The organism is Pseudoalteromonas sp. S2721, from assembly GCF_005887425.1.
Taxonomy (GTDB): Bacteria; Pseudomonadota; Gammaproteobacteria; order Enterobacterales; family Alteromonadaceae; genus Pseudoalteromonas; species Pseudoalteromonas simplex.
In genome coordinates this window covers 1-22,678 of the sequence record NZ_PNCZ01000014.1, presented here as the reverse complement: position 1 = coordinate 22,678, position 22,678 = coordinate 1, and the positions used below count along the sequence as shown (strand labels likewise).

Sequence of the window (22,678 nt, the reverse complement as noted above, 5' to 3'; positions counted from 1 at the left end):
TGATTTTAGGTAAATTAGCCGCTATTTTTCTTATTTTTGAAGTCAATCGTGATTTTTCGCGCTCGAACGCAAAGCCATTGCCTGATCTTTAATTGCTTTTTATAGTGATAAATAAAAAGGGCAAAAAATTATGAAACCAACTCCACTATTTAAAAGCTTAGTGCTAGCTGTATGCTTAGGCACAGCAGGCGCTGCTCAAGCTTACGATCGTATCACAGGCCATAACTTTGCTAGTCGTTCTGAAGTCATCGCACAATCAGGGATGGTTGCTACATCACAGCCGTTAGCTACGCAAGTAGGCTTACAAGTTTTAAAAGACGGCGGTAATGCTATTGATGCGGCTATTGCGGCAAATGCAGTGCTAGGCCTAGTTGAACCAACAGGATGTGGAATTGGTGGCGATTTATTTGCCATTATTTGGGATAACAAAAGCAAGCAACTTTACGGTTTAAATGCCTCTGGTCGTTCACCACAAAGCTTGTCTTTTGAAACTTTAAAAGCACAAGGTGACTACATTCCTGCTTATGGGCCATTGCCTGTCTCGGTACCTGGTGCTGTAGATGGTTGGTTTGAGTTACATAAAAAGTTTGGCAAAACACCAATGAAAGCCTTACTGCAGCCTGCTATCGACTACGCTGAAAATGGCTTCCCTGTGTCTGAACTGATTGCCTATTACATGCAAAAAAGTGTGGCTGCGCGTGGTAAATACCCAGGCTTTAAAGATGTATATATGCCTGATGGGGCAATGCCAGAAAAAGGAGAGATCTTTAAGAACCCTGCCCTTGCAAACACCTATCGTAAAATTGCCAAAGGCGGCCGCGATGCTTTTTACAAAGGCGATATTGCTAAAGAAATTGGTCGCTACATGAAAGAAAACGGCGGCTACTTATCGTATGACGATTTAGCTGCCCACCATAGTGAATGGGTTAAGCCTGTGAGCGCCGATTATAGAGGGTATACGCTTTGGGAATTGCCACCAAATGGCCAAGGAATTGCCGCACAGCAAATTCTGAATATTCTTGAAGGTTACGATATCAAAGCTATGGGCTTTGATAGCCCTGAATACGTACACACCTTTGTTGAAGCGAAAAAACTCGCGTTTGCAGATCGTGCAAAGTATTACGCCGATCCAGCATTTAACACCATTCCCGTACAAACACTTATTTCGCAGCAATATGCTGACCAAAGACGCAAACTGATAGACCCTAATAAAGCTGCAAAACGTGACCACGCAGGCCCAGTAGAAGGCGATACCATTTATATGACGACCGCCGACAAAGACGGCAACATGGTTTCGCTTATTCAAAGTAATTACCGTGGCATGGGCTCAGGTATGACACCTGCAAAATTAGGCTTTGTATTGCAAAACCGTGGCGAAATGTTCGCCCTTAAAAAAGGCCACATGAACCAATATGAGCCAGGCAAACGACCATTTCATACAATCATTCCAGCGTTTGTCACCAAAGATGGCAAGCCATATATGAGTTATGGCGTAATGGGCGGCGCAACACAGCCACAAATGCATGCTCAAATACTTATCAACATGATTGATTTTGGCATGAACCTACAGGAAGCCGGTGATGCACCACGTATTCTGCACACAGGTTCATCGCAGCCAACCGGCGAGATCATGGAAGACGGTGGTTTTGTTAGCTTAGAGTCAGGTTTTTCGATGGAAACCCGCCGTGAGTTAATGAAAAAAGGCCACACCTTACAAGACGCGGTTGGCCCATACGGTGGTTATCAAGCAATATTGAAAGACCCAAAAACCGGCGTTTATTACGGCGCATCTGAAACCCGTAAAGACGGACAGGCCGCGGGGTATTAGGCTATTGTAGGTTGGGTAGAGCGGAGCGAAACCCAACAAGCAAGCGAGTTTCAAGAGTAAAGTTAGCGAGTTAAAAGAGCTATCAGCTATCAGCCGTCAGCTCTCAGATTCAAAACCATCAGCTAATGAGCTTTGATGTGGCTGCGGTTTTACATCGCGTAGGCGTGAAATTTATTTCGCGCGATGGTTCATGGTTCGGTAACTCCCAACCACCTACCCTGCAAATAAGATCAAAATCAGCGTTAAGCCGTTTTTCTGAATATCTTTAGTACTGATAAAAAATTTATAGTTAGCAATGCATTACGTTATTTGTTAAAAATAAGTTTATTAAATATGTGAGCGTGATATCGGAAGAAAGATTTGCGATGCGCGCTACTAAAGTCACATAGGAATCGCAGTGAAGTCTGAAATTGAAGCATGGATTAAGCAGATAAGTGATCGTCCCGAGGTTAAGGCAATAAACATAGGATTGTTTCAAGCTGGAAGTGTTTATCAAGCATATTTGATCGGTTCTTTTGAATACGATCCAGAAGATGATGATTGGGCATGTAGTGAAGATTATGTACCAGAATATAGGTATCTTGAGCTACCCGGTACAAGCGAACTTGGTTGGGAAACTTTATTAGATTTAGTTTCAAAGTCCATTTCTGAAATTATTGCTGACAACGCTGATAACATTCTTAATCATGTTCCTGTTGTTACTGTCGGGTTTGATGATGGAAATCTGATCAGGATTAAGTGACTTATAACAAACGTTTGAATTCGTTACCTTCGGTCACTCGGACAAAAAACACGGCGCTGCTTCGCAATTATTGCGCAGCACCTACCCATTCTTGAGTAAGTAAATTTACGGGTATAGAGTAGCCTAAACAATTGTAATTCCTTTTGGCTATGTGTAAGTTATTAAAAATTAGATTATTAATAACCGTATATTGATAATTTTGGAAATTGACACATTGAGTGTTAACGGGAATTCTCGGTAATACGCTGTTAAGTTGCAAGGAGGCACCATGAAGGATAAAGAAAAAATTGCAGTATTCATTGATGCTGATAATGCGCCTGCCCAGAAGATAGAAAAGGTACTTTCCGAGTTGGCTCGTTATGGTGTAGTTAATATTCGAAAGGCGTATGGAAACTGGAAAAATCAGAATCTGAAACCGTGGGAGGATGTACTCCACGAGTTCGCAATCCAACCCATTCAACAGTTTGACCTTACTAAGGGCAAGAATGCTACTGATATGGCATTAGTCATTGACGTCATGGATGTTTTATACACAAAAGATATTGATATTATTTGTCTAGTATCATCTGATTGTGACTTTACTCCGCTGGTAACTCGTTCATTAGCAGATGGCAAGTTCGTGATTGGATTTGGTGAACGTAAAGCACCATTAGCTTTCGTTAATAGTTGCTCTCGCTTCTTATACTTAGACGAAGACACAGGCAAAGAGTTGCTTATCCAAAAGCAAGGGAAGAACATAAAAAGTGACACCAAGCTAATCAATTTACTTAGACAGGCAATTGAGGCTGTAGAAGAAGACGACGGTTGGGCTATGCTGGGACCAATTGGTACCCACATTTCTAATCATGCTTCTTTTGATCAACGAAATTATGGATATAAGAAGTTAAGCGATTTGTTTCAAGCTATAGACCTCTTCGAAATGAAGAAAACTAATGGCTCTGTTTTATGGATTCGAGATAAAAAGAAAGCAAAGCAACTTAACAAGTCAAGGCAAGGGGGGCAGCAAAGTTGCGTCCAGGCTTGAGGTTTTAGCTAATAGGAATTTATTGAAATTCAACTATTACAGCCGACGACCTAAAGTTCAGATATGTTGTTGACTCAAGGCACAAAGCTGATATTCAAAGCAAGAATAAGCTCAACTATTAAGTGAAGTTACCAAGTTCAAAGAGTAAAGTTAGAACCATCGCGCGAAATAAATTTCACGCCTACGGTAACTAATCCATCTCAGCAGCGAGTAGGCATCAACGACTTACAGCTTAAAGCGCCTTACTCTTTCCTCTTGTAACTCGCTAACTTTACCTAAGTTTGTTGGGTTTCGCTCCGCTCTACCCAACCTACGAGTTGACAGCTCTAGAACGTAGCTAACTCCCAACCACATACCCAGCAAAACCAAGCACTTTAAAGTACTGTTTAGGGGTGCTGAAGCGGGTTTCATTCATTAACTCTGAAAAACGAATTCGGTCTAATGGGTAAAACTCGTGCTCTAGGTTGTGGCGCATGCGTTCTACGCCGACTTCGGTTAAACCTAACTGCGTACAGAGCTGTAGTTGAGATTCGCGCTCAAAAGCGGTTTCTGGGCGCATTAAATCGGCAATGTATAAGTTGCTCGATTTTTTAAGTTTGCTGTGAATCGCTTTTAATAGCGCTTTTTTATCACCGTTATCTTCAACAAAGTGCATTACCAGTAAACACAGTGCGGCGTCACATTGAGTGTCGATGTCGTTGATATCACCGCAGTGTACTGTTACGCGATCGCTAATGTTATGCTGGCCAAACTGTTGCTCGGCAATATCGAGCATGTCTTGTGAAATGTCTTGAGCAATAAATTGCCAGCTTGGTTTTAGCGCCGCTAATTCAATGATTTCTTTACCTGTTCCGGCACCAATCACTAAAATGCACGCTTCATCGCTCAGCGTGGCTGCAAGTTGTGCCGCGGTTGCTTGATGTAATAGCTCATAACCTGGAACTAGGCGCAAAATGCGTTCGTCGTAATGATTTGCTTCTTCGTGGTTAAAAGTTGGCATGCTAATCCTTTAAATAACTGAGATGGTCGAATAACCACCTGGTTTTTTCGCCACATGCACTTGCGTGGCAACGCGTTCGGTCATTTCTGATACGTGCGAAATAACCCCTACTTTGCGGCCTTGTGCTTGTAGTGAATCAAGAGCATCCATCGCGATGCTTAACGTTTCACTGTCCAACGTACCAAACCCTTCATCGATAAACAAAGAGTTTATTTGCACTTTATTCGACGACAACGAGGCAAGCCCTAGCGCCAGTGCTAACGATACCAAAAATGACTCACCGCCCGATAATGTATTAACAGAGCGCTGCTCATCGGCCATGTCTTTATCGATAATTGCGATATCGAGCGTTTGCCCTATGGCTGTTAATTTGTAGCGTTTATTTAGTGTCTGTAAGTGACTATTCGCGTAGTGCAGCAGTATTTTTAAGGTTTGCGTTTGCGCTAAATTACGCATGGTTTTGCCGCTGGCATCCCCTAAGACCTTATTGAGTAAATGCCAGTGCTCATAGCTTTTTTGCTGCTCAACCAATTGCTTTTGTTTATCAGCCAGCGCTTCGCTATTTTGTTGATGGGTTTTAAGCTCAGTCGCAACTTGCAATAATGCGTTATTTTCTTGTACTTGTTGCTCTGTGGCTTGATTAAGCTGTAATTGCAGCTCATCTTCACCGAGAGCTGGCTTGTCTTTTTGGTGCTGAGCCAGCGCCTGCTGTCGCTGTTTTAAAAGAGCCTCAGCGTCTTTTAAGCTGCTCTCGGCGGTGTGGTAATCTGCCAGAGTTTGTTTAATTTCAGCGGGACTTATCGTTAATAGCTGACTAACTGCTTGCTCATCCAAACTTGGGTGCTGCGCTTTAAAATCATTAAACCAAAGGCTAAATCGCTCATTAAGCGCCGCTTGCTCTGCGGTGAGCTCTTTTTCACGCTCGTCAATATTGGCGATTTGAATGGCTTGTTCGTCACGCGCCTTCACCGCATTACTATGGTTTGTCTGGGCAAGTTGCAGTGCCTGCTGCGCTGAATCTATCGCCTTTTCAAGCTCTGCTATAAACTCATCTACCGATATCGCCGCGTTACTAAATAAGCCCTCGCGCTTTGATTGTATCTGCGTGAGTTCGTTTTCAGTTTGGCTTAGTTGCTCGTTGCACTGAGATAAGGAGGTATGTGCTTCGTTAAGCTGCGGCGTTACATGTGCAAGGTGCTGCTCAATGGCTTTTAAGCTAGTTTTAAGTTCATCCGCTGTTAGCTGCGAAGCTTGATAAGCCTCAACGTGCTCTGCAATGTTCTCTAAAGAGATGCTTTGTGTATTGAGTGCCTGCCACCAAGGTGCACTGGCGAACTGTTGATTCAGTGTCGTGTAAAGCTGCTGATGCTCATCATTGAGCTCGTTTAAACGTGTTTGCTGATTATTCAGCTGTTGCTGTAATTCGTTTAATTGCTGCTCTTTGCCATGTAGCGCTTGCCCTTGCTGATTATACTCAGCTTGCTTAGCCGCAAGCGTGTTTTGCAGCTGTTGTTGCTGTTCAAGGGTTTTGTAGTATTGCTGTTTTTGCAAGCTGAGCTGTTGTTGACGCTCGTTTAACTGATCTTCGGTTAAATCATTTAGCTCAGTACGATTAGCCGCCATGGTTTCTTTGAGGTTCTGTTGTTGAGCGCTCAGTTCCGAGATTTGCCCGCTTAACGAGCTTATCTGTTGGCTGCATGCCGCCAGCTCATTACTTTTAGCTTGCTGTAATGCTTGCTGAGCTTTTAAGTGCTGTTTGGCGTTAGTTAGTTGGTTGGTAAAGTCGTTAATAAGTTGACTAAATTGCTCGTTAACCATTTCTTCATGCATAAAAGGGTGCTCTTTTGAGCCACATACTGCACACGGTTCCCCTGCCTTTAAAGTGGCGCGTAACTGGCTAACCCCTTCACTGGCTCTTAACTGCACTTGCTGTAAGTTTTGCTCACAAAACGAAACCTGCTGCTGTGCTTGCTCTGCCCCTTGCTGCGCATCTTTTAATGCTGTTTGTAGTTGCTGCTCCGTTTGGCTTAAAGTGTTTAGCTGGGTTTGCCAATTTTTTAACTGCTGATGATTAGTTTGCCATACTTGGCGCTTTTCAATCAGGTGTTTAATCGCATCAAGCCTAGCGTCGATATCTGCCATTGATTGGGTGTTTAAACTCGATTTAAAGGCGGTATCTTGCTCATTTAGGCGCTTAATTTCTTGCTCAAGGGCTTGATATTGAGTTTTACACTGCTGCGCAGCTGCTTGCTGCTCATCAATTTTAGGTTGAAGAGCTTTTACGTTTTGCTGTGATTGGCTAATTGTGTGCAGTTGCTGGCTAAAGCGGCTTAACTCACTTTTAAAGAATGACCAGTCTTTTGCTAATGGTTGCCATTGTGCATGTGTTTCTAAATAGCTATTTATTTGCGCTTGTTGATCGAGCTGTTTTTGCTGCTCTGCTTTATGGCTGTTTAGTGTATTAGTCAGCTCTTGATGATGGTGCTTTGCTTTTTCTGCTTGTACTTTTTGCGCCGCTGCTTGCTGGTTTAATACGGCAAGCTGCTTATCTAACTCACGGGCCTGGCTAATAATAGGTTGTGCGTCTTTTTGTGCTTGCTTTGCTTGGTTTAGTTGCGCGGTTTGCTTTTCAAGCGTTTGCTCAGCGTCTTTGAGCAGTGTTTTATGATCAACGTTTAAAAGCTGATCACGGTTTTTAATAAGTTGCCCATGTTGAGCAGTAATCGAAGTGACGCGTTCACGGTTATCTTTTATTTCTAAGCATTGCTGAGCTTGTTTCGCTTCAGTGGCTTTTTCAGCAAGCGCGTGCATTTTCTGCTGTAACTCTTGCTTTGCTTGCTCTGCCCGGTTTAGCTGTTGTTGCTGCTGAGATGCTTGCTTGTACCACCCTTGGTACTGTTCAAATTGTTTTATTTGCTTTTGCAACTCAGCAAGTTTAGCTTCAAGCGCTTTTTGTTCTGCTTGTTTCGTTTCGACCTGTTCAGGGCTTAAAACCTGATAGTTACTTAAACTTAACTTTAACTGCTCTAATGCTTGCAGCTGCTCACGATGGCGTTCAAAAATTCGCTGACCAATACGGCTAAATTTATCGGTGCCTGTTAAGCATTCAAGTAGTTGCGCACGCTCATCCCCGGTTGCTTTTAAAAATGCCGCAAATTCATGTTGCGCAAGAAGTACTGCTCTTGAGAATTGCTCAAAGCTCAAACCAATAATACGCTCGATTTCTTTACCTGCCGCGCTTCGATCGGCGATTAGGGTTTCATCAGGTAAAGAGTGCAGGCTATGTTGTGCAGGTTGTAACTTGCCATTGGCTTTATTACGCGCTCGGCTAAAGCTTAACCTTGCTCGGTACTGTTGTTTATCTTGGCCAATAAAGTCGACTTCGGCATAGCCCTGCCCTGCCCCGCGGCGTAATAAGTTTCGCGAGTCATTGAGTTTGATATTGTCGCCGTTAAAGTCAATTTTATTGCCTGTATCGCCGCGTAACCTTGCTGTTTTGTTATAAAGTGCTAAGCAAATGGCATCGAGTAATGTGCTTTTACCGGCGCCGGTATCACCGGTGATGGCAAACAACCCTGCTTCTTTTAAAGGCGAAGCGCTAAAGTCGACTTCGGCGTCTAAGATAGAGGCTAGTTGGTGAACACGAATCGCTAAAATTTTCATAGTAGGTCCTCTGCATTCAATTCATCGATCACTTGGCTTAGTAAGCTTTCTAATTCTTTTGGCACCGCCTGCCCTGCCATATCTTTATTGTTTGCAAATGCTTGCTCTAAAAGTGAATGTGGATTTAGCGCTTCAATTTGCGAGACATCTTCAAATAGGGTTTGTTCATCGTCTTGCTGGTTGCTTTGCTGACGTACTCTTTCAATGCCACAAAACTTAACCTGCTTACCTTCAAGGGCTTGTTCTATTTGTTCTCTGAAAGTGGTGTCAGTGTCATGGGCGCTCAATTTAACCCGCAGATATGGCGCTAAATCTTCATCTGTTAAATCGAGCTGCTTTATAAGCTCACAGAGTTCGTTCAGTGGCACACAGTCTTTTTCTGGTAGTAACATGACTTTACAGAAGCTAGGAATGTAAAGGGGGTTTACAGAAGTACCTGAGTCAGTAAGCTCGACTATTACAACTTGATGTTGGTAACGCCTTTCAGAAAATGACATCGGCATTGGCGTGCCACTGTAGCGAATGGTCTCTTTCTTCGCGACGGTTTGAGCCTTATGAAGATGCCCTAGTGCAACATAATCAGGCTGATCAGTAAATATGCTTGCCGATATCGCATCTTCACCACCAATCACTAAGTTACGCTCAGAATCAGATGAGATGTCTCCGCCTTTTGCATGCAGGTGGCCCATGGCAATTAATGGCGCGCTTGGTAATTCGCTTGCCGCTTGTAATGCATCTTTGTAAGCAAAGGCAACGGCTTGGTTGTAACTTAACGGTTGCTCTTGTTGACGGTTATAACTGCTTAAATCACTACTTCGTAAAAACGGCATAGCAACAACATTCGCATCGCCGTTTTTTGTGCTGATTGGCAGTACTACTTCATGAGGAGCATTACTATCAAAGCGGCCAACAACATGGGTATCAAACTGAGCCAATAAAGGTTTTGCCGCCATAATGCGATTTGCTGAATCATGGTTACCAGCAATAATCACTATGTGTAAGTCAGGGCAATGCTGCTTAGTGGTTTTAATAAATTGGTAGAGTTGGTTTTCTGCGCTGGCAGGAGGTGTCGCCGTATGATAAATGTCACCCGCAACCAGTAGTAAGTCGATCTGTTCTGACACAAGCGTATCGGTTAACCAAGCTAGAAATGCTTGATGCTCATCGAATCGGGAGTGCTCGTAGAATTGTTGGCCTAAATGCCAATCAGATGTATGAAGGACTTTCATTAAACGCTCTTATTATTTATTAAGAGCGTCAATATACCTAAGCTGAGCCAAGATGCCCAGCCTGGTTTGTTAACTTAAGCTATACCAAGCAAAAACCACCATTGGCAAAGCTAACAATGCCATGATCAGAGGTACTTTAAGCGCTTTAGTTTGCTTAGCTTGTAAAATCTTAAGGGCATTTGTTTCATTACATGCCGCTACTTTGTCGATATAAAAATACCCTGAATCTAGGTACTGTTTACAATTTTGTTCGTCCGCTGGAATTGCAATTAGTTCTTGTTGTTTTTTTAGGATATAGAAATCCATACGCTCACCGAATTCTATGCTGATTACCAAACATTTTGGGGGTTAAAATGCATGCTTCGTAGACCCCAAAATCAAAAAAGTGGGCGATTTTAAATATAAATGGCAGTAAATTTCAATAGTAAATGCTACAAAAATTACTTAATTGCAAAAAATAATTATGGATAGGGTCAAAATAACCAAAGAAGATGACCAAATTAGCCATTTGTTAGCTCTTTTAATCTCTGGTTTTGTTCGTGATAGGGCGTCTGATTCATCACATGCATTGATGACCTCAACAAACTTAAAACCACGTTCTTGGTACTCGTTTAAGATTGATTCTTGCGCAGGAATGGCTGCTAAACGAGAGTCTTTTTTTACAATATAAAACTTCATCTAATCACCCTTTCATCATTAACTAGAATTTAAGTCGATTACCTTCTCTTTAACTGTAATGCTTTGGAATGAATTAGTGCTGAATTAAAATTAATCAGTTTTTGTAAACCCCCTTTACAAGATATTAATTAAAAAAAGCAACAATTAATCTTGATTAGTAATAACCGATGAATACTACCGGAAAAATACCGCAATTTATCGTGATAATGTTGCAACTTTGTTTTTAGTTTGCGATGTTACGGTTGCAAACTAATTACAGGATAAACAATGAAAAAAGCAGTTCTTAAATTGAGTGCTTTGGTATTGCCTTTAGCAGTATCTTCAGCTGTTATGGCGTCATCTGTTGAGCAAACTAAAGGCTCATTCGTTGACAAGTTCCGTCAGCTAGATGAAGCACTTCCAACTCCAAACGTATACCGTAGTGCGGCCGGTGAGCCTGCTGAAAATTACTGGCAACAGCAAGTAAACTACGACATCGATGTAAAGCTAGATGAAAAGAAACGTCGCTTAACAGCAAGCCAAACTATCGAATACAAAAATAACTCGCCGCACACCTTAAAGTATCTTTGGTTACAGCTAGACCAAAATATCTTTAAATCTGACTCAATTGCTGAAATGACATCTACTTTCAATGGTAAAACATTGCAAGGTGATCCTCAGCCAAAATCAACTAAATTGAGCTTAGGTCAGTTACGTCGTCAGCAATTTATGGCCGACAACGAGCTGGGTTATCAAATCGCCAATGTTAAAGACGAAGACGGAAAAGAGCTTAAAGTTACTGTAGTAGATACCTTAATGCGTATCGACTTAAACGAGCCGCTTAAACCGGGAAAAGACGTTGAGTTCAGCATGGACTTCGCCTTTAACATTGTTGAAGAAGACGCCGTTGGTGCACGTTCAGGTTATGAACACTTTGAAGAAGATGGTAACGATATCTTCTTATTAGCGCAATGGTTCCCTCGTCTTGCTGCATACACTGATTATGAAGCGTGGACTAACAAAGCTTTCTTAGGCAGCGGTGAGTTCACACTTGAGTTTGGTGATTACGATGTAGAAATTACAGTACCTGCTGACCATATCGTATCGGCAACGGGTCAACTTGATAACCCAAGCAGCGTTCTGACTAGCACACAGCGTAAGCGTCTTGAACAAGCTGAAGATGCTAAGCGCCCTGTTTTCATCGTGACTGAAGAAGAAGCGTTAGAAAACGAAAAAGAAGGCACAAACAAAACGAAAACATGGCATTTTAAAGCTGAAAATGTACGTGACTTTGCGTGGGCTTCTTCACGTAAGTTTATGTGGGATGCAAAAGGCTACCATCAAGGCGGTAAAGATCAGCCGTTAGTAATGGCGATGTCTTTTTACCCTAAAGAAGGTGGTGACCTTTGGAAGAAGTACTCTACTGAGTCAGTAGTTCATACAATGGAAGTGTATTCACGCTTCTCGTTTGACTACCCTTACCCAGTTGCTCAATCTGTAAATGGCCCTGTAGGCGGTATGGAATACCCTATGATCACCTTCAATGGCCCGCGTACAGATCTACAAGAAGATGGAACTCGTACCTACTCGCAAGCAGAAAAACGCTTCTTGATCGGTGTGGTTATCCATGAAATTGGCCACATTTACTTTCCTATGATCGTCAATTCTGATGAACGTCAATGGACGTGGATGGATGAAGGCCTTAACAGCTTCTTAGATGGTGTTGCTGGTCGCGAATGGGACCACACTATTCCTTGGGGTGTTGAGCCTCGCGACATCGTTGAGTACATGAAGTCTGAAAACCAAGTGCCTGTTATGACACAGTCAGACAGCGTATTACGTTTAGGCCCTAATGCTTATACTAAGCCTGCTGCTGCACTTAACATTTTACGTGAAGTGATCCTTGGCCGTGAGCTATTCGACTTTGCATTCAAAGAATATGCACAGCGTTGGAAATACAAGCGCCCTACTCCTGCTGATTTCTTCCGCACTATGGAAGAAGCGTCAGGTGTTGACCTTGATTGGTTCTGGCGTGGTTGGTTCTACACCACAGATCACGTTGATATCTCGCTAGACAAGGTTTACCAACTTCGTTTAGATACCAAAAATCCTGATATCGACTTTAATCGTTTACGTGATATCGAAGCTGACAAGCCAATGCCGTTATTCGTAAAACGTAATAAAGAAGAAGGTAAAAAACTGTGGGTTGAAGAAAACCCAGATGTAACTGACTTCTACGACGAAAACGACCGTTTCACAGTAACTAACAAAGAGCGTAACGCGTATAACAAATTCCTTAAAGGATTAGAGCCTTGGGAGCGTAAAACGTTTGAGCGTGCAATCAAAGAAGATAAAAACTACTACGTACTTGAGTTCTCAAACTTAGGTGGTTTAGTCATGCCTATCTTATTAGAGCTTACTTATGAAGATGGTACGAAAGAAGAGCAGTACATTCCGGCTGAAATCTGGCGTCGTAACCACAAGCATGTACAAAAGCTAATTGTTACAGAAAAAGGTAAAAACCTAGTGTCTGTTACAGTGGACCCTCGCTGGGAAACAGCGGATGTTGATGTAGAAAACAATAACTACCCTCGTCGTATTATTCCATCACGTATTGAAGTGTACAAACGTGAGAAGAGTAAAGCGAAAGTCAGCCGCGATATCATGCAAGATATTAAAACTGAGCTGAAAAAAGACGACGAAAATGATGCCCAGGAGCAACAATAATGCGCTTTATAGCCATTATTTTTGCTTTATTACTGAGTGCGCCAACCATGGCGCACCAGTTAAAAGCGTCTGTGACTACCGTGTTATTTAACAAACGCACCAACAATATTGAGCTGATGCATCGTTTTTATTTACATGATACAGAGCACGCCGTTGAATATTTGTTTGACGGCAATGCTGATATTTTATCAAATAAAGAAGATCAGAAGCGTTTTGCAGATTATGTTGAGTCACATATTGCTCTACAAACTTTAGATGGCAAGCCGCTTGAGCTTAAAGATGTGGGTGCGCAAGTTGATGGTAAATTCTTTTGGGTTTATCAAGAAGTCATGATCCCTGAGGGAATTCATGGTATTCGAATGAGCAACGGAGCACTTCGCGACCTATGGCCAACACAAGTGAATATGGTAAATATTGAGGGTAAAGGTAAGGTAAAAACGCTGACCTTTAGCCAAGATGATACTTGGCTTGAAGCTAGATTTGAACCGGTCAATCCAGAGTAATAGCAGTCCTAAAGGATTAAAAAAGTTACTTTTTTAATCCTTTGATCCTTTAATAAACCCATTTCGTAAACTATCTTATTAATGGGCATCAACATTTTCCCACTTCTCATATACAGGGATTTATATGACTATCCATGACAACAATATCCGTGGCGTAATTTTTGACTTAGATGGTACTTTGGTTTCATCGGAGTTGGATTTTTCACTGATCAAAGCACAGGTAGGCTGTCCGCTTGATAATGACTTACTTGCTTACATTGCTTCGTTACCTTCGCCTTACATGCGTGAAGAAGCGATGAATATTGTTCATCAGCATGAACTTATTGATGCGCAGCATGCGCATTTATTGCCAGGCGTTGCTGAGGCAATTACGAGGCTGAAAGAAAATAACATCCCGATGGCGATTGTGACTCGCAACTACGACCGTGCAGCTGCCATTAAATTAAAGAATAACCCCTTACCCATAGAAACCGTGTTGACTCGCTCTGATGCGCCTGCTAAGCCTGATCCAAGTGCTTTAAATGCGATTGCGACATTATGGGAGCTTGATCAGTCTGAGTTACTTTATGTCGGCGATTATTTATTTGATATACAAGCAGCTCACAATGCCAACATGCGTGCTTGCTTGTACGCGCCAGATGAAATTCCTGAGTATGCAAATCAGGCCGATTATGTAATGCATCATTTTTCAGAACTACCTACTTTGGTTGACTCATTCCAAGAAAATAAAGTGTTATGTTAAATAGCTTTGTTTTTTATTTTTCCTGAGATTTATTGTTAGTTTTTTATTTTTCAAAATGCCCTAGTACTAGCCCAAGCGGTCATGAGTTGCTAAAATATCGGCAATTATCAAATGTATTCATAGAGGCATAAGATGGGCAGAGCATTTGAAGTCCGCAAAAACGCCATGGCTAAAACAGCCAATGCAAAAACTAAAGTAAATTCTAAGTACGGTAAAGAAATCTACGTTGTTGCTAAAAATGGCGAACCAGATCCAGAAGTAAACCAAGCGCTAAAACGTATTATTGAGCGTGCAAAAAAAGACCAAGTTCCAGCACACGTAATCGACAATGCGATTAAAAAAGCAGCCGGTGGAGCAGGGGAAGACTACTCTCCAGCACGTTACGAAGGCTATGGCCCGGGTAACTGTATGGTTATTGTGGACTGTTTAACTGATAACCCTAACCGTACTATTAAAGATGTACGTTTACCGTTCACTAAAACAGATTCTAAAATTGGTACACCGGGCTGTGTAGCGCATATGTTCGATCACTTAGCTGTTTTAGGCTTTGAAGGTGATGACGACGAAGTTGTACTTGAAGCGCTAATGATGGCTGATGTAGACGTAACGGATGTAGAAGTAGAAGATGGCAAAGTGTCAGTTTTCGCTCCACATACAGAGTACTACAAAGCAAAAACAGCCCTTGAAGAAGCATTTGAAGGTATTAACTTTGAAGTAGACGAAATTACGTTTGTTCCACAAGTTCATACTGACATCACTGATCCAGATGATATCGCAAACTTTGAAAAGTTTATTTCTATGCTTGATGACTGTGATGACGTGCAAAACGTTTATCACAATGCGATTGTCAAAAACTAATTTTTAAAAAATTAGTACGTATTAGTACGTAAAAAGGGGCATTTGGTAACAAATGCCCCTTTTTTAATAGATTTTCATTATACCGTGAATGGTGGCTATTCACTGTCGTTATGAGTTCAATTGATATTAGTCAAAAAAAAGCAGCCCTTGGGCTGCTATGAACGACACATGAAACTCGAAGGGGAGTTGTGTAGTGGCTAATTTAACGATTTATACTTTATACGGAACGCATGCAATAATGGTTCAGTATAGCCACTAGGTTGTTTAACTCCCTCTAATACAAGGGCTAAAGCTGCTTGATAAGCAACACTTTGTGCTAAAGTTTCGGCTGAATCAGCCATATTATTGTAGGCCGGATCACCTTCATTTTGACCATCAACAACTTTCGCCATACGTGCCATGGTTTTTCTAATTTGCTCTTCAGAACAAACGCCATGATACAGCCAGTTGGCCATGTGCTGGCTTGAAATACGCAGTGTGGCACGGTCTTCCATTAAACCGACATGGTTGATGTCTGGTACTTTTGAGCAACCAATACCTTGGTCAATCCAACGCACAACATAACCTAAAATACCCTGAGCGTTGTTATCAAGTTCGGCTTGAATATCTTCTTTGCTTAAGCTGCTGGCATCTTTCATAAGCGGTGGAGTGAGTAAGCTAGTAAGGCTTGCTTCTTTGCGGTCCATAAGCGCTTTTTGGCAGGCAAATACATCAATATCGTGATAATGCATTGCATGTAGGGTTGCAGCGGTAGGTGAGGGCACCCACGCGGTATTTGCCCCACTTTTCGGATGACCACTTTTTTGTTCCATCATTAACGCCATTTTATCTGGCATTGGCCACATACCTTTACCAATTTGTGCTTTACCACTAAGGCCTGTTGCAAGACCAATATCTACGTTGCGATCTTCGTATGCGCTGATCCAAGGTTCAAGCTTAATAGCGCCTTTTGGCAGTACTACACCTGCTTGCATTGAAGTATGAATTTCGTCACCAGTGCGGTCTAAGAAGCCGGTATTGATGAATACAACACGCTTTTTAGCTTCGAAAATACAGGCTTTTAAGTTAGCTGAAGTACGACGCTCTTCATCCATAATACCCATTTTAATGGTGTTTGCAGGCAAGCCTAACAGCTGCTCAACGCGGGTAAACAGGGTATTAGTGAAGGCAACTTCTTCTGGACCATGCATTTTTGGCTTAACAATATTAATACTCTTAGCCGTTGAATTTTTAAGGCTACCTGTAGCTTTTAAGTCATGAAGTGCAGCGGTGCTAGTGATAATGGCATCCATAATGCCTTCAAACACGTCATTGCCTTCACTATCTTGGATAGCTGGATTAGTCATTAAGTGGCCAACATTACGCACAAACATCATGCTACGACCTTTTAGTGTGATTGTTTCGCCATTGACACCTTGATATTGGCGATCTTGTGCTAAACGACGCTCAATAGTTTTACCTTCTTTGTTAAATGCTTCTACAAGGTTTCCTTGCATTAAACCAAGCCAGTTTTGATAGACGTTTACTTTGTCTTCGGCATCAACGGCAGCAACGGAATCTTCACAGTCCATAATCGTTGTAAGGGCTGCTTCTAGTAGTACATCTTTAAGGCCTGCTTTATCTGCTTGGCCTATTGGGTGATGATGGTCTATTTGCAGCTCAATATGTAAGCCATTATTTTTCAATAAGATAGCGCTTGGATTTTGCGCTTCACCTTGGTAACCAATAAGTTGTACAGGGTTTGCTAGGCGAACCTGACTACTATCACGTAATGTGATTAAAAGCTCATTATTAACCACTGCATAGCTGGTGCTTTCGATGTGTGAGCCGTTTGCTAAAGGCAGTGCTTTATCAAGGAACTGGCGGGCATAAGCCATGACTTTAAAGCCACGCACAGGGTTGTATGTAGAGCCTTTCTCAGCGCCGTCGTCTTCACTTAATACATCTGTGCCGTATAGCGCATCATACAGTGAGCCCCAGCGCGCATTTGCGGCGTTTAAGGCAAAGCGTGCATTACTCACTGGCACAACAAGCTGTGGCCCAGCTGTGTTTGCGATTTCAGGCTCTACTTGCTCTGTTTCTATGCTGAAACTAGCTGGCTCAGGAACAAGGTAGCCAATGTCTTCAAGAAATGCTTGATAGTTAGCTGCATCCCATACCGGTTGCTGCTTATGGTAGTCATCAATCTTTGCTTGTAGTTGTTCGCGTTTTTCTAAAAGCGCACGATTGATAGGTGTTAGTTCGTTGACGATATCAGCAAAACCTTGCCAAAAAGTGTCTGTGCTAATGCCTGTTCCTGGTAAAAGTTGCTGTTCAACAAACTGTGCAAGTTGTTGATCAACGCTTAAACCGTTAAGTGAGAGAGTGGTCATAATAATGTCCTTTAAACGAGCTTAAATTGATCATTCATGGCTCAACCATATCGTAAAAAAGGCTAATAAGCAGGTTATTTGTCATTCACTAAAAATATAGTGGCAATAACAACTATAAATTTACTAAATCCCAAAAATCCGCCTAATGTTGAATTAAGCGCTACGAAGCAAACGCCAAGTAGCCACTCTCACTAACAAAAAATAGATAACCCGTTCGAAGGATTTTTATTATGACAACATATCAACGCGAAACCGATAACTTAGCTACCTTATGTCAAACACAAGGCAAAACGTGGCAGTCAATCAACCCAGAATACGCTAGCCGTATGCGCTTACAAAACCGTTTTCGTACGGGTCTAGACATTGCTCAATACACTGCAGACATTATGCGTGCAGACATGGCAGCTTATGATGCTGACCACAGCCAATACACACAATCATTAGGTTGTTGGCATGGTTTTACTGCACAGCAAATGATGATGGCAATTAAACGTCATAACAAAACAACTAAACGCAGCTATGTATACCTAAGTGGCTGGATGGTAGCGGCACTTCGCTCTGAGTTTGGTCCATTACCTGACCAAAGTATGCATGAAAAAACATCTGTTCCAGCGCTTATCGAAGAAATCTACACTTTCTTAAAGCAAGCTGATGCACGTGAACTTGACCACCTTTACAAAGACCTAGACGAAGCGAAAGCAAACGGCGGTGACGTTCAAGCAGTACTAAATAAAATCGATAACTTCGAAAGCCATGTTGTGCCAATTATTGCTGATATCGATGCGGGGTTCGGTAACGAAGAAGCAACTTACCTACTTGCTAAAAAGATGATTGAAGCGGGTGCATGTGCTATCCAAATCGAGAACCAAGTATCTGACGCAAAACAATGTGGTCACCAAGCGGGTAAAGTAACTGTACCGCATGAAGATTTCCTAGCAAAAATTAACGCGGTTCGTTACGCATTCTTAGAGCTTGGCATTGATAACGGTATTATCGTTGCTCGTACTGACTCATTAGGTGCAAGCCTTACTCAAAAAGTGCCAGTATCTAAAACTCCTGGCGACCTTGCTAGCCAATACACGTCGTTCCTTGAAACAACACCAGTAAACAGTGTGGATGACTTAAACGAAGGCGACACTGCAATGAAGCTGAATGGTCAGCTTTGCAAACCAACACGTTTAGATAATGGTTTATACCAGTTCCGTGAAGGCACAGAGAAAGACCGCGTAGTTCTAGACTGTGTAACTAGCTTACAATCAGGGGCAGACTTACTGTGGATTGAAACAGAAAAGCCAAACGTTAAACAAATCGCTGAGCTTGTAAACCGCGTTAAAGAGCAAGTACCCAATGCTAAGCTGGTATACAACAACTCACCGTCGTTCAACTGGACACTTAAATTCCGTGAGCAAGTATATGCTGAGTGGCAAGAGCAAGGTAAAGACTTATCAGCTTACCCAAGCATCGATGACAATAAGGCATTAATGGCGCCAGAAATGGATGACACAGAGCTTGCTGCGGCAGCAGACGTACTTGTACAAAACTTCCAAAAAGATGGTGCACGTGAAGCGGGTATCTTCCATCACCTAATCACGCTACCAACTTACCATACAGCGGCGCTAAGCACTGATATTCTATCAGAAGGCTATTTCGGCGACCTAGGAATGCTGGCGTATGTTCGCGACGTACAACGTCAAGAAATCCGCCGTGAGCAAGCATCAGTGAAACACCAAGACCTAGCAGGTTCAAACATTGGTGATACTCATAAAGAGTACTTTTCTGGTGATAATGCGCTTAAAGCCGGTGGTGAAGCAAATACCATGAACCAGTTCTAACCAAGTTGTAATTTCCTTTATAGCTATTCAATAATGTTGTTAGGGGCCTTCGGGCCCTTTTTCGCTTTTTAGCTATCAGCTTTCAGCCGTCAGCCATCAGACTCGCATTTCTCACCTCGCATCTCGCAACCCGTATCTCGCATCTCGAACCTCGCACCTCTCACCTCTTATCTCGTAGTTCGGATCACTCTTTAACCAAGTCTTGGATCAGCCATTTACTAGCTTTATAAAAATACAGATCACGCATTTACCAGCGTTAGAATTTTAGATCAGTATTTAACTACCTCCGCCGTATAAGCCTTAATTTAGGGCCTATTGCCTTATTACAGCCTATAGAATGGTTAAAATTGGCTCATATAAATGGCAATTTAATGTTGTTTTGTAGAATCTTGTGATTTACAAACCGATTTTTTATTAACTCACTCAAGCCATAAACCGATTTTTTACCAACTCAACACCCTTACAAACCAAAATTTTACTAACTGAAGCTAGGTTTTTAGCGGCGCAAACCGGTTTTTTACTAACTCAAGTTACTGGTTTTGGCTATAAACCGATTTTTTACTAACTGCTTTTGGATTAATGTCCGATATTTGAGAGATGTATGTAAGGAGTTACTCACATTTTGACTGTAAAGGGGGTTTACAGAAAAGAGAGCTGTCAGCTTTCAGCTTGAAATTCAAAATTTAGAAAGTAGCAGCGGGTTTATATATGGCGCGGCATAAAGCCGCGCCTAAACCATTGCTCGCAACCCGCAACTACTTACTATGTTTATCAAACCACCATTGAATATAGGCGACTTTGGTCATCAGGTTTGATGGGCGCGCGGTAATACCATGTGAGGCATTAGGAATACGCACCATCGCTGTATCAACGCCTTGAAGCTTTAACGCTTGGTAAAATTGCTCGGTTTCAGAAATCGGCGTGCGATAGTCTGATTCACCAGTTAACAGCATAGTGGGTGTTTTTACATTGCCCACATAGCTAATTGGAGAGCGCTTCATATAATGCTCAATGTTGTCCCATGGTTTACCTGGGAACCAATAGTCAGCAAAGAAAGGGTAGAAATCAGCAGTTAGTACAAAGCTGATCCAATTGATAACAGGTTTAGCAACAACAGCGGCTGCAAAGCGGTCTGTATGACCCACAATCCATGCAGTTAAAACACCGCCACCTGAACCGCCGGTGACAAACAACTTACTCTCATCAATAAAGCCCTTATTGATGACAGCATCAACACCTGTCATTAAGTCATCAAAGTCATTACTTGGGTAGTTATGATGAATTGTTTGCGCGAATTCTTTACCGTATGAGTCACTGCCGCGTGGGTTCATATACAGCACAACATTCCCTTTGGCTGCGTATAATTGTACTTCAGGGCTAAAGTGAGGGCCGTAGTTTGCAACAGGACCGCCGTGGATCTCTAAAACAAGTGGATACTTTTTGTTTTTATCAAAGCCCGGCGGGTAAGCAATCCAACCTTGAATAGCCAAGCCATCGTGGCTTGATTTAACCCAAATTTCTTCAACCTTAGCCAGCTCTTTGTCGCCCAGCGCATCTTCGTTTAATTGTGTTAAACGCGCCGTTTTACCACGCTTAATTAATGCTACATCTGCTGGACGTTGGGTATCTGCAAGTGTGAATGCAACTTCACCATCTTCGCTCACATCAAAGTCACCACCTGAATATGGGCGACCAAAGGCGACACTCCCAATCTCTGAGGTAATCACCTTATGTTTACCACTACGCGGCTGGTAAGCTAGATGAGTTTTACCTTCACTATCGTAGCTAAAATAAAGACCTCTGCCGCTATCATCCCATTTAATGCTTTCGACACTACGGTCTAAATCAGCAGTGAGTACTGAGGTTTTACCTGATTTTAAATCAAGTAAATAAATGTCGTTATTTTCATAGTTAGTTTTTTTGTCGTCGTAGCCTGTGTATGCAAGGTAACGACCATTTGGCGAGACTTTAGGGCGTGAATCTGGGCCTTTACGGTCTGTTATTTGGGTAATTGAACGATCCGCTAAGCTAAGTTTATAGATTTCAGATTCAGTTGGGTGTAATTCATTGTCTTCATAGCGATTAGCCGAAAAATAAAACGCATCGCCTTGTTCGTTAAAGCTAATAGCACCACCATGATCAAAATCACCAGAACTCAATTGACGTGCATTGCCGCCCGTTGCACTGATGATAAAAAAGTGACGATAACCTTTTTCAGAGTAGCCACCGCCATCGGCACGGTAATAGGTATCGTCAATATATTTAGCTGGCTCTGCCCACTTAGCGCCTTCTGGCTTGCCCGGTAAAGACACTGGGCTTGCTGATTTTGCTGGCACAAACTGACTAAACACTAATTGTTTACCATCTGGCGTCCAAGTTAATCCGCCAGGGCTTTGCGTTAAGTTACTAATTTTTGCTACGTTACCGGTTTTTAACCATTTTACATAGATTTGGCTGCTACCATCTCGGGTAGAAATAAGCGCTAAACGAGTTTCATCTGGTGACAATACCGGAGAGTAATCCATATGCACGCCAGATGTTAGCGGTAGCATGGTTTTACCATCTGGGTTTACTGACCAAATATTACTGACTTTACGGTCGCTTTTGATATCCATGCGATTACGCACAAAGTAAATTGTATCGCCATTTTTTGTCATTTCTATTTGGTTGGCGTATTCAAGATCAAAAACATTTTCAAGTTGAAAGGTATTGCTAGCTCCTGCATGGCTGTAAAAGCTGGCTGCTGCAAGCAGTGCTAAAGACGTTTTAAACTTCATTTTATTTCCTTGTTAGTGAGCAGAAATTAGGGCGTGTTAACCTGTTATAAAGTAACAACCATCAGAAATATAGTCCATTGCGATGAATGGAGAAATCAATAGACAGATGGTCATTTCCCTTTTATGTTGAGTACAGACACTTTTAAACGTAAGGAGCACACAATGATAGGTTACATCATGTTAGGCACTAACAACCTAGCTAAAGCAGTAAAGTATTACGATGAATTGTTCGCCACTCTAAACGCCGAGCGCTTTTTAGAAACTGACCGCTTTGTGGCATGGAGCACAGGCCAAGATAAGCCCGGTTTTGCGGTTACCAAACCTTATAACGATGAAAAAGCCACAGTAGGTAACGGCACTATGATTGCTCTGGCAGTCGACACCCCAGCCCAAGTAGATGCCTTTTATAAAAAAGCCATAGAACTAGGTGGCACAGATGAAGGTGCCCCCGGCCCACGCGAAATGCCCGGCTTTTATGCGGGATACTTTAGAGACTTAGACGGTAACAAACTTAATGTGTTTTGTTTTACGCATGGGTGAGGGGAGTGAGCGAGGGAAAGTGAGCTGTAAGCTTTCAGCCGTCAGCTATCAGATTGATGATCTGACCCCGATAAAGTAGACACAGGGTTTAATTAATTTGTTCGTACTGCACGGGACTTTTATACCCTAGGGTGCCATGCCTTCTTACTGAGTTGTAGTATTTTTCAATATAAAAATACGTTTG

16 protein-coding genes are annotated in these 22,678 nt (G+C 42.2%); 9 read left to right on the top strand and 7 right to left on the bottom strand.

Going from position 1 to position 22,678, the window contains the following annotated elements:
- The first annotated feature begins 130 nt into the window (after positions 1–130).
- The 3 genes from ggt (at position 131) to CWC02_RS06645 (ending at position 3,594) form a co-directional block, all read left to right on the top strand.
- Positions 131–1,828: a gamma-glutamyltransferase gene (gene ggt / locus CWC02_RS06655; RefSeq protein ID WP_138617174.1), complete on the top strand. Its 1,698-nt coding sequence runs from the start codon at positions 131–133 to the stop codon at positions 1,826–1,828.
- 397 nt (positions 1,829–2,225) lie between these two features.
- Positions 2,226–2,570 (top strand): hypothetical protein, encoded by a 345-nt coding sequence (locus CWC02_RS06650; RefSeq protein WP_105173343.1) that lies wholly within the window; start codon positions 2,226–2,228, stop codon positions 2,568–2,570.
- Between the two features lie 268 nt (positions 2,571–2,838).
- A complete protein-coding gene (locus tag CWC02_RS06645) occupies positions 2,839–3,594 on the top strand; it encodes an NYN domain-containing protein (RefSeq protein ID WP_138617172.1) in 756 nt (251 codons plus the stop codon).
- 337 nt (positions 3,595–3,931) lie between these two features.
- Here CWC02_RS06645 and CWC02_RS06640 read toward each other — a convergent pair whose 3' ends face one another.
- The 5 genes from CWC02_RS06640 to CWC02_RS06620 form a co-directional block, all read right to left on the bottom strand.
- Complete coding sequence (locus tag CWC02_RS06640; protein ID WP_138617169.1) at positions 3,932–4,594, bottom strand: class I SAM-dependent methyltransferase; 663 nt, start codon at positions 4,592–4,594, stop codon at positions 3,932–3,934.
- Positions 4,595–4,603: 9 nt separating this feature from the next.
- The gene (locus CWC02_RS06635; RefSeq protein WP_138617167.1) at positions 4,604–8,257 is read right to left on the bottom strand and encodes an SbcC/MukB-like Walker B domain-containing protein; all 3,654 of its coding nucleotides are present in this window, start codon (positions 8,255–8,257) and stop codon (positions 4,604–4,606) included.
- Entirely contained in the window at positions 8,254–9,486 is a 1,233-nt protein-coding gene (locus CWC02_RS06630) for an exonuclease SbcCD subunit D C-terminal domain-containing protein (protein WP_138617165.1), read from the bottom strand. Before CWC02_RS06630 ends, CWC02_RS06635 begins: the two co-directional genes overlap by 4 nt.
- 69 nt (positions 9,487–9,555) lie before the next feature.
- Positions 9,556–9,792 carry a hypothetical protein gene (locus tag CWC02_RS06625; protein WP_062567824.1) on the bottom strand — a complete coding sequence of 79 codons (237 nt, stop codon included), beginning with the start codon at positions 9,790–9,792 and terminating at the stop codon, positions 9,556–9,558.
- 138 nt (positions 9,793–9,930) lie between these two features.
- On the bottom strand, positions 9,931–10,164 hold the full coding sequence (locus CWC02_RS06620) for a hypothetical protein (RefSeq protein WP_054553376.1): 234 nt from the start codon (positions 10,162–10,164) through the stop codon (positions 9,931–9,933).
- A gap of 267 nt (positions 10,165–10,431) precedes the next feature.
- Here CWC02_RS06620 and CWC02_RS06615 point away from each other — a divergent pair, with 267 nt between their 5' ends.
- The 4 genes from CWC02_RS06615 to CWC02_RS06600 all read left to right on the top strand — a co-directional run bounded on the left by CWC02_RS06615 (position 10,432) and on the right by CWC02_RS06600 (position 14,973).
- The gene (locus tag CWC02_RS06615; protein ID WP_054553377.1) at positions 10,432–12,870 is read left to right on the top strand and encodes a M1 family metallopeptidase; all 2,439 of its coding nucleotides are present in this window, start codon (positions 10,432–10,434) and stop codon (positions 12,868–12,870) included.
- The gene (locus CWC02_RS06610; protein WP_054553378.1) at positions 12,870–13,373 is read left to right on the top strand and encodes a DUF6702 family protein; all 504 of its coding nucleotides are present in this window, start codon (positions 12,870–12,872) and stop codon (positions 13,371–13,373) included. The genes CWC02_RS06615 and CWC02_RS06610 overlap by 1 nt, the downstream gene beginning before the upstream one ends.
- A gap of 124 nt (positions 13,374–13,497) precedes the next feature.
- On the top strand, positions 13,498–14,115 hold the full coding sequence (locus tag CWC02_RS06605) for an HAD family hydrolase (protein WP_054553379.1): 618 nt from the start codon (positions 13,498–13,500) through the stop codon (positions 14,113–14,115).
- Positions 14,116–14,247: 132 nt separating this feature from the next.
- Complete coding sequence (locus CWC02_RS06600; protein ID WP_054553380.1) at positions 14,248–14,973, top strand: YebC/PmpR family DNA-binding transcriptional regulator; 726 nt, start codon at positions 14,248–14,250, stop codon at positions 14,971–14,973.
- 197 nt (positions 14,974–15,170) lie between these two features.
- Here the strand turns inward: CWC02_RS06600 and CWC02_RS06595 are convergent, their stop codons facing one another.
- Positions 15,171–17,345, bottom strand: coding sequence for a malate synthase G (locus CWC02_RS06595; protein ID WP_502705398.1), 2,175 nt, complete (start codon positions 17,343–17,345; stop codon positions 15,171–15,173).
- 230 nt (positions 17,346–17,575) lie between these two features.
- On the opposite strand from CWC02_RS06595, the gene CWC02_RS06590 reads away from it, so the two are divergent.
- Positions 17,576–19,177: an isocitrate lyase gene (locus CWC02_RS06590; RefSeq protein ID WP_138617161.1), complete on the top strand. Its 1,602-nt coding sequence runs from the start codon at positions 17,576–17,578 to the stop codon at positions 19,175–19,177.
- Between the two features lie 755 nt (positions 19,178–19,932).
- On the opposite strand, the gene CWC02_RS06585 is transcribed toward CWC02_RS06590, so the two are convergent.
- The gene (locus tag CWC02_RS06585; protein WP_138617159.1) at positions 19,933–21,954 is read right to left on the bottom strand and encodes a S9 family peptidase; all 2,022 of its coding nucleotides are present in this window, start codon (positions 21,952–21,954) and stop codon (positions 19,933–19,935) included.
- Between the two features lie 162 nt (positions 21,955–22,116).
- Here CWC02_RS06585 and CWC02_RS06580 point away from each other — a divergent pair, with 162 nt between their 5' ends.
- Complete coding sequence (locus CWC02_RS06580; protein ID WP_063528517.1) at positions 22,117–22,494, top strand: VOC family protein; 378 nt, start codon at positions 22,117–22,119, stop codon at positions 22,492–22,494.
- The last annotated feature ends 184 nt before the right edge of the window (positions 22,495–22,678 follow it).